This window comes from Phenylobacterium sp. (assembly GCF_024508875.1).
Lineage (GTDB): Bacteria > Pseudomonadota > Alphaproteobacteria > Caulobacterales > Caulobacteraceae > Phenylobacterium.
Genome location: NZ_JANINU010000216.1, coordinates 19,105 through 27,168, shown reverse-complemented (window position 1 = coordinate 27,168; position 8,064 = coordinate 19,105). Strand labels below are relative to the sequence as shown.

Annotated in this window: 7 protein-coding genes; 5 read left to right on the top strand and 2 right to left on the bottom strand. The window is 70.2% G+C overall.

From position 1 onward, the window contains the following. On the bottom strand, positions 1–674 hold a 674-nt coding region (locus Q0L11_RS15585), incomplete at its 3' end, for a DEAD/DEAH box helicase (protein WP_296598426.1). Between the two features lie 139 nt (positions 675–813). Here Q0L11_RS15585 and Q0L11_RS15580 point away from each other — a divergent pair. From Q0L11_RS15580 to Q0L11_RS15560, 5 genes are all read left to right on the top strand, one after another. Beyond that, positions 814–2,391: an amino acid permease gene (locus tag Q0L11_RS15580; protein ID WP_296598423.1), complete on the top strand. Its 1,578-nt coding sequence runs from the start codon at positions 814–816 to the stop codon at positions 2,389–2,391. Between the two features lie 84 nt (positions 2,392–2,475). Continuing rightward, positions 2,476–3,153 (top strand): MBL fold metallo-hydrolase, encoded by a 678-nt coding sequence (locus Q0L11_RS15575; RefSeq protein WP_296598421.1) that lies wholly within the window; start codon positions 2,476–2,478, stop codon positions 3,151–3,153. A 74-nt stretch (positions 3,154–3,227) separates the two neighbouring features. Then, a complete protein-coding gene (locus tag Q0L11_RS15570) occupies positions 3,228–3,965 on the top strand; it encodes a response regulator (RefSeq protein WP_296598420.1) in 738 nt (245 codons plus the stop codon). A gap of 25 nt (positions 3,966–3,990) precedes the next feature. Continuing rightward, positions 3,991–5,331 (top strand): HAMP domain-containing sensor histidine kinase, encoded by a 1,341-nt coding sequence (locus Q0L11_RS15565; protein ID WP_296598418.1) that lies wholly within the window; start codon positions 3,991–3,993, stop codon positions 5,329–5,331. Positions 5,332–5,507: 176 nt separating this feature from the next. After that, on the top strand, positions 5,508–5,720 hold the full coding sequence (locus tag Q0L11_RS15560; RefSeq protein ID WP_068876748.1) for a general stress protein: 213 nt from the start codon (positions 5,508–5,510) through the stop codon (positions 5,718–5,720). An 87-nt stretch (positions 5,721–5,807) separates the two neighbouring features. Here Q0L11_RS15560 and egtB read toward each other — a convergent pair whose 3' ends face one another. Continuing rightward, positions 5,808–8,033, bottom strand: coding sequence for an ergothioneine biosynthesis protein EgtB (gene egtB, locus Q0L11_RS15555; RefSeq protein ID WP_296598416.1), 2,226 nt, complete (start codon positions 8,031–8,033; stop codon positions 5,808–5,810). Positions 8,034–8,064: the final 31 nt, after the last annotated feature.

The window sequence follows — 8,064 nt, the reverse complement described above, 5'->3', positions numbered from 1 at the left end:
AGGATTTCCCCCTGCCCCGGCAGGAAGACCAGCAGGCTGCCGGTTTCCTCGGCAAGGGCGCGCTCGACGGCGCGGACGACCTGATCCTCCAGTCGCAGGCGATCGTCGCGGCCCAGGTAGCGCGTCTCGACCGGGAACATGCGCCCCAGGCTCTCGACGACTGGCGCATCGTCCAGCAGGCGGGCCACCGCGGCGCCGTCCAGGGTTGCGGACATCACCAGCAGGCGCAGGTCGTCGCGGATCAGGCGCTGGGCGTCGCGCGCCAGGGCGAGGCCCAGGTCGGCGTCCAGGCTGCGCTCGTGGAACTCGTCGAAGATCACGCAGGCCACGCCCGCCAGCTCGGGATCGGCCAGCACCATGCGCGTGAAGACGCCCTCCGTGACCACCTCCACGCGGGTCGCGGCGGAGACCTTCGACTGCATGCGGACGCGGTAGCCCACTGTCCGGCCGACCGCTTCGCCCAGCGTCTTCGCCATACGCTCGGCGGCGGCGCGCGCGGCCAGCCGGCGCGGCTCGAGGACGATGATGCGCCCGTCGCCCCGCCACGACTCGCCCAGAAGCTCCAGCGGCACGACGGTGGTCTTGCCCGCGCCCGGCGGCGCGACCAGCACGGCGGCGTTCGACGCGGCGAGCGCAGCCTTCAGTTCCGGCAGGGCCTCGTGGATGGGCAGCATTCGCCCGCCTCTAGCCTGTTGTCAGGGCATATGAAAACCGCCGCGGCCCTTCGCGCTTGACCGCGGCTCCGCGCCCGGCCACGGTCGCGCCAAATTTTACCCGGCGGCCGGGGGGCCGCTCTTCGGAGGAATTCCATTTATGTGGCGTGTTAAGCCGCTCGACGCGATCCTGGCGACCGCGGAAAAGAAATCCCTGCACCGCTCGCTCGGACCTGTCCAACTGACGCTGTTGGGCGTCGGCGCCATCATCGGCACCGGGATCTTCGTGCTGACCGCCTCGGCGGCGCAGAAGGCCGGCCCGGGGATGATGTGGAGCTTCGTGATCGCCGGCGCGGTCTGCGCCGTGGCCGCGCTCTGCTACTCGGAACTGGCCTCGATGGTGCCCGTCTCGGGCTCCGCCTACACCTACTCCTACGCGGTGATGGGCGAACTTCTGGCCTGGATGGTCGGCTGGGCGCTGATCCTGGAATACGCCGTGGCGGCCAGCGCCGTGTCGGTCGGCTGGTCCGGCTACTTCATGGGGCTGCTCAAGGACGTCACGGGGATAACATTGCCAGCGGCGCTATCCGCCGGGCCGACGTGGACGATGAACGGGATCGTCCCGCACGCCGACTTCTCCACCGGCCTGATCAACGTCCCGGCGATCGTGGTGGCGCTCGCCGTCACCGCGCTGCTCGTGATCGGCACCACCGAGAGCGCCCGGGTCAATGCGATCCTGGTGGCGATCAAGGTGACCGCGCTGACGGTGTTCATCGCCGTGACGCTGCCGGTGCTCGACACCGGCCACTTCTCGCCCTTCACGCCCAACGGCTGGTTCGGCCCCGCCGGCACCACCGGCATGGGCGTGGTCGGCGCGGCCGCGTCGATCTTCTTCGCCTACGTGGGCTTCGACGCGGTCTCGACCGCGGCCGAGGAGACCAAGAACCCGCAGCGGAACGTGCCCATCGGCCTGATCGGCTCGCTGGCGCTCTGCACGGTCTTCTACCTGCTGGTGGCGGCCGGCGCCATCGGCGCCCTGGGCGCCCAGCCGGTGCTCGGCGCCGGCGGCGAGATCGTCGCGCCGGGCTCGGCCGGCTTCAACGCCGCGTGCGCCCTGCCGGCCAACGCCGAGAGCCTGGTCTGCTCGAATGAGGCCCTGGCCCACGTGCTGCGCAGCATCAACTTCCAGGTGCTAGGCAACGCCCTGGGCCTAGCGGCCAACCTGGCGCTGCCGTCGGTCATCCTGATGATGCTGTTCGGCCAGACGCGGATTTTCTTCGTGATGGCCCGCGACGGCCTGCTGCCGGAGAAGCTGGCCAGCATCCACCCCAAGTGGAAGACGCCGCATATCGTGACCATGGTCACCGGCGCCTTCGTGGCGGTCGCCGCGGCCCTGCTGCCGGTGGGCCAGCTCGCCGACATCTCCAACTCGGGCACGCTGTTCGCGTTCTTCATGGTGTCGATCGCGGTGGTCGTGCTGCGCGTGAAGGAGCCGAACCGCCACCGGCCGTTCAGGACGCCGGCGGTCTGGGTCGTGGCCCCGCTGTCGGCCGTCGGCTGCGTATTCCTGTATTGGAACCTGCCGTTCGACGCGAAGATGGTGCTGCCCGTCTGGGGCGGCTTCGGCCTCCTGATCTACTTCGCCTACGGCTATCGCAAGAGCCACGTCGGCCGCGGCCTGATCGAGACCCACGAACTCGACCGCGACGCGCCGCCCACCTCGGTTCCGCCGGTCTGATCCGCGGAGCAGAGACGAAGATCAGGCCCGGGAGCGATCCCGGGCCTTTTCTTATGGCCCGCGACCCACGATCATAGGGGCGACATGAACGCGCCCACACCGTCCCTGCCCATCCGCGCCATCATCGCACCGGTGACGCCGCTCCAGCAGAACTGCACCATCGTCTGGTGCGTGAAGACGAAGAAGGCCGCGATCATCGATCCGGGCGGCGAGGTCGACCGCTTGCTCGCCGCGATCGCCGAGCAAGGGCTGACGCTGGAGAAGATCTGGATCACCCACGGCCACCTCGACCACGCCGGGGCCGCCGCGGCGATCCACGAGCGCACGGGCGCCCCGATCGAGGGGCCGCACATCGACGACAAATTCTGGATCGACGACATCGAGCCCTCCGGCGCCAAGTGGGGCATGCCCGAGGCGCGCGGCTTCACGCCCGACCGCTGGCTGCAGGATGGCGACACGGTGACGCTGGGCGAGACGGAATTCGAGGTGATCCACTGCCCCGGCCACACGCCCGGGCATGTGGTGTTCTTCCACCGCCCGACGCGGTTCGCCCAGGTGGGCGACGTGCTGTTCCAGGGCTCGATCGGGCGCACGGACTTCCCGAAGGGCAACTTCCAGGACCTGATCCACGCCATCACCCGCAAGCTGTGGCCGCTGGGCGACGACGTGCGCTTCGTGCCGGGCCACGGGCCGATGTCGACCTTCGGACAGGAGCGCAAGACCAATCCCTTCGTGGCCGACGACGTGCTGGCCGACCAGTAGCCCCGCCACGATTGGGACTTCTCGGTTTCAAGTGAGACATTCGTACGTTACGGCCGGCGGACAAGCTGGCGTCCATGGAGCCCACGACTGACATGCCCGGCGCCGGCGCGCGCATTCTCATGGTCGACGACGACCCCGGCATCCGCGACGTCGTCTCGGACTTCCTGGGCCGCCACGGCTACAAGGTCGAGACCGCGGGCGACGCGGTCGAGATGGAACGCGTGCTCGAACGCGGGCCCGTGGACCTTATTGTGCTCGACATCATGATGCCGGGCGAGGACGGGCTGGCCGTCTGCCGCCGGTTGACCACCACCGAGAGCGCGCCGCCGATCATCATGCTGTCGGCCATGGGCGAGGACACCGACCGCATCGTGGGCCTGGAGCTCGGCGCCGACGACTACCTGGCCAAGCCCTGCAACCCCCGCGAACTGCTGGCGCGGGTGCGCGCCGTGCTGCGCCGCTCCGAGCAGCGGGCGGCGGGCGGGGCGCTGGGCGCGGGCTGCGAGTTCGCCGGCTGGCGGCTGGACCTGGTGCGGCGCGAGTTGCGCTCCCCGGCCGGCGTGGTGGTGAACCTGAGCTCCGGCGAGTTCTCGCTCCTGCGCGCCTTCGTGGAGCGCCCGCAGCGGGTGCTGACCCGCGACCAGTTGCTGGAGTTCGCCCGCGGGCCCGACAGCGACGCGTTCGACCGGGCCATCGACGTGCAGATCAGCCGTCTTCGCCGGAAATTGGATGACGGCGGCGGGGGCCACGACCTCATCCGCACCATCCGCAACGAGGGCTACATGTTCACGGCCAAGGTGAAACGGGCATGACGGCCTTCGGCAAGGTGAAACGCGCGTGAGGTTCTTCGGCCGGCCTACGGCGCCCCTGCTGGTCCAGCTCATGACGCTGACCGGTCTGACGCTGGTGGCCGCCTGGGCGATGAGCACCCTGCTGGTCTTCCTGGTGCCGCCGCCGGCCCCCGACTTCTACCGCCTCTCCGAGATCGAACGGACCTTCCACGGCTCGCCGCCCGTCTTCACCGAGCGCAAGCCCCTGACCCTGGCTACCCGCGACAAGGCGCCGGGGCCCGTGCTGGAGGGCAAGTCGATCCCCGCCATCCGCGACCGGATCGCCGCGGACATGGGCGTCAGCCCTGCCAGCGTCGTCATCGCCGGCGAGCGGGGGCCGCTCTCAGACCGCCGCGTGGGTCGCATCATACGTGACCGCGTGGCCCGCGCCGGGATGAAGGACGAGGAGCACTTCCTGATCGCGCCGTTCAGCGTCGGCGTGCGCCAGCCCGACGGCCGCTGGGAGGTCGTACAGCCCGAGGTGGCCTTCGGCTTGAACGACTGGCAGCAGCGCGTGGCGCTCTGGTTCGCGCTCTCCGCCTTGGCGATGTCGCCGGTGACCTGGATCTTCGCCCGGCGGCTGTCGCAGCCGATCCGTGTGTTCGCCGAGGCGGCCGAACGGCTGGGCCGCGATCCGCGCTCGCCGCCGCTTGAGCTGAAGGGGCCGGCCGAGATCGGTGTGGCCGCCACCGCCTTCAACGAGATGCAACAGCGGCTGAACCGGTACGTCGAGGACCGCACCGCCATGGTGGGGGCCATCGCGCACGACCTGCGCACGCCGCTGACACGCCTGCGGTTCCGCATCGAGGCCCTGCCCGAGGAGCAGCGGGCGAAGTACGCCTCCGACCTGGACCAGATGGAGGAGATGATCACCGCCACCCTGGCCTTCGTGCGGGACGCCAGCAAGCCCGGCGAACGCACGCCCCTGGAGTTGTCGTCGCTGGTCGAAAGCCTGTGCGACGAGATGGCGGAGACCGGGGTGAACGCCGAGGCCGAGCCCAGCGAGAAGGTGGTGCTGGAGGGCGATCCCATGGCGTTGCGTCGCCTGATCGCGAACCTGCTGGAGAACGCGGTGAAGTTCGGCGGCCAGGCCCGGGCGCGGGTCTTCAAGGCCGACGGCCACGCGGTGGTCGAGATCGACGACGACGGCCCCGGCATTCCCGAGAAGGACGCGGAGAAGGTGTTCGAGCCGTTCTACCGCCGCGAGCCGTCGCGCAGTCGCCAGACGGGCGGCATCGGCCTGGGGCTGGCGGTCGTGCGCTCCATCGCGCGCGGCCACGGCGGCGACGTGACCCTGGCCAACCGGAGGGGCGGCGGCCTGACCGCGCGGGTCGAACTGCCGCTCTAGACCAGATTTTTTTCGGCGCTTGCAGGACCGGACCTCGGGGCCTGTCCGCCATGGCGAACGCCCGCGCGGCCGATCCCGGAACCGTCCGCCGCGAAGAAGTCGCAAGCCTGAACGCAACCTTGACCCTGCCTCGGGGGTTAGCCTCACCGCAAGCCCTACCCGAGGAGACCCTCTCGATGCCCACCGTCGACACCGGTAAGCCCCGCGCCCGTCGTGGGTTCGCCGCAATGAACCCCGAACGCCGCCGTGAGATCGCCCGCAAGGGCGGGGCCAGCGTGCCCAGCGAAAAGCGCAGTTTCGCCAAGGACCGCGACCTCGCGGCCCAGGCCGGCCGCAAGGGCGGTGAGGCCTCGCGCGGTGGCGGCCGCACGCGCGGTCGCGAAAGCTAAGGTTTCCACCCTCCCCCGAGGTCGGAGATCAGCGGGCGTCCCAGCGGCGCCCGCTTTCCGCTGCCTGGCGCATCAGGCCGGAGCGCCTCAGCTCCTCAGCAGCACCATCCCGAAAGCCGGGTCTTCGCTGACCCACCGCTGTTCCAGCTTCCACCCAGACTCGGCCGCCAGGGTCGAGATCCGTTCGATCGTGAATTTGTAGGAGTTCTCGGTGTGGATCGTCTCGCCCTCGGCGAAGCGGAAGGCGTGACCCGCGGCGTGCGCCACTTGATCCTTCAGGCTGACGAGATGCATCTCGATCCGGCTCTCGGCGGCGTTCCAGACGGCGCGGTGGGCGAAGGCGTCGAGGTCGAAATCGCCGTTCAGTTCGCGATTGATGCGCGCCAGAAGGTTCTTGTTGAAGGCGGCGGTCACCCCCTGGGCGTCGTCATACGCGGCGACCAGCGTCGCGGGATCCTTGACCAGGTCGGCGCCGATGAGGAACGCGGCCCCCTCACCCAGCAGCCGCCGCGCCGCGACCAGGAAGGCGCGGGCCTCGTCCGGGGTGAAGTTGCCGATGGTGGACCCTGGGAAGAACCCGACGATGGGCCGGCCCTCGGTCTCCTCAGGCAGGCGCAGGGCGTTGGTAAAGTCGTCGCGCAGCGGGGCGACGACAAGGTTCGGGTAGTCGGCCCGGATCGCCCTCGCCGCGCCGTCCAGCGCCGAGGCGCTGATGTCGATCGGCGCGTAGACCGCCACCTGCGGCGCCGCGTCCAGGACGATGCGCGTCTTGGTGCTGGCGCCCGAGCCGAACTCGACGAGGGCCGCGCCCGCCGGAATGTGGCGTGAGATCTCGGCGGCGGCGTCCCGCAGCAGCGCGACCTCGGTGCGCGTCGGATAGTATTCGGGCAGTTCGGTGATCTGCTCGAACAGGTCCGATCCGGCGGCGTCGTAGAAGTGCTTCGGCGGCACGGTCTTCTCGGCCCTGGACAGCCCGGCGACGACATCCGCCTCGAGGTCCGAAGTGGCACGTGCGCCCTCGCCCGCCCCGTCGAGCGCCAGGCGCAGGCCCGAGAACATCCAGCGCTGATGCGGATAGAAGAAGTTGCGGTAGCTGGCGCGCGCGTGCCCGGCGGGCGTCACGCAGGCGCCGCCTCGCAGGACGAACTGGCCCGACATGAACTTGCCGTTGTACTCGCCGACGGCGCCCCCGGCAGCCTTGAAGCCCGGGTAAGGCAAGTAGGCGCTGCGGGTCCACTCCCAGAGGTCGCCGAACATCTGGCGCAGCCCCGGCCCCTCGACAGCCGCCAGGGCGTCGAAGCGCCCCGAGTTCACGAAATTGCCGTCGGTGAGCGAAGACGCGGCCGCATGTTCCCACTCGGCCTCGGTCGGTAGGCGCGCGCCGGCCCAGCTCGCGTAGGCGTCGGCCTCGTAATAGCTGAGGTGGCTGACCGGCTGGGCGGGATCCAGCGGACGCAGGCCCGTGAGGCCCATGACCCGCCAGCCGTCCGGCGTCTCGCGCCAGTAGATTGGCGCCTTCCAGTCCTCCGCGCGGACCAGCGCCCAGCCGTCCGACAGCCAGAACTCGGGCCGCGAATAGCCTCCGTCCGCCATGAAGGCGAGCCACTCGCCGTTGGTCACCAGGCGGTCGGCCAGCCGATAGGGCTCGAGCCAGACGCGATGGCGCGGGCCCTCGTTGTCGAAAGCGAATCCCTGGCCGTCGTGGCCGACCTCGACGAGCCCGCCCTGGAAGCCGACATAGCCCAGCGGCGGCGCCGGGCCGCCCGGCGCCGCGCGCGGAGGGGCGAAGGCCGGCGACAGTGGCGACTGGGCGAAGAGATGGAGGATGTCCATCAGGATCAGTTCCTGATGCTGCTCCTCGTGAGCCAGTCCGAGGTCCAGCAGGTCCGCAAGGCCCTCCGCGCCGCCGCCGGTGAGCAGGGCGGCCATACCGGTGTCCACATGCGCCCGGTAGGCCAGCACGTCGGCGATGGACGGCCGGGTGATCAGTCCCCGGGCCGGGCGCGGCTGACGCGGCCCGACCGCCTCGTAGTACGAGTTGAACAAGTAGCCGAACTTCGGATCGAACACCCTGTAGCCCGGCAGGTGGGGCGCCAGCATGAAGGTCTCGAAGAACCAGGTCGTGTGGGCCAGGTGCCACTTGGTGGGACTGGCGTCGGGCATCGACTGGGCGCCCATATCCTCCGGCGTGAGCGAGCGGGTAAGCCCCTCGGTGGCGCGGCGGACGGCTCGATAGCGGCCCAGCGGCTCCAGGGCGCCGGAGGTTGCGGCGCCGGCGCGCGTACGGCTCTCGGGGCGATCTGTGCTGCGCATGAAAATCCCCTCATCGGCCTCATCTGGCCCC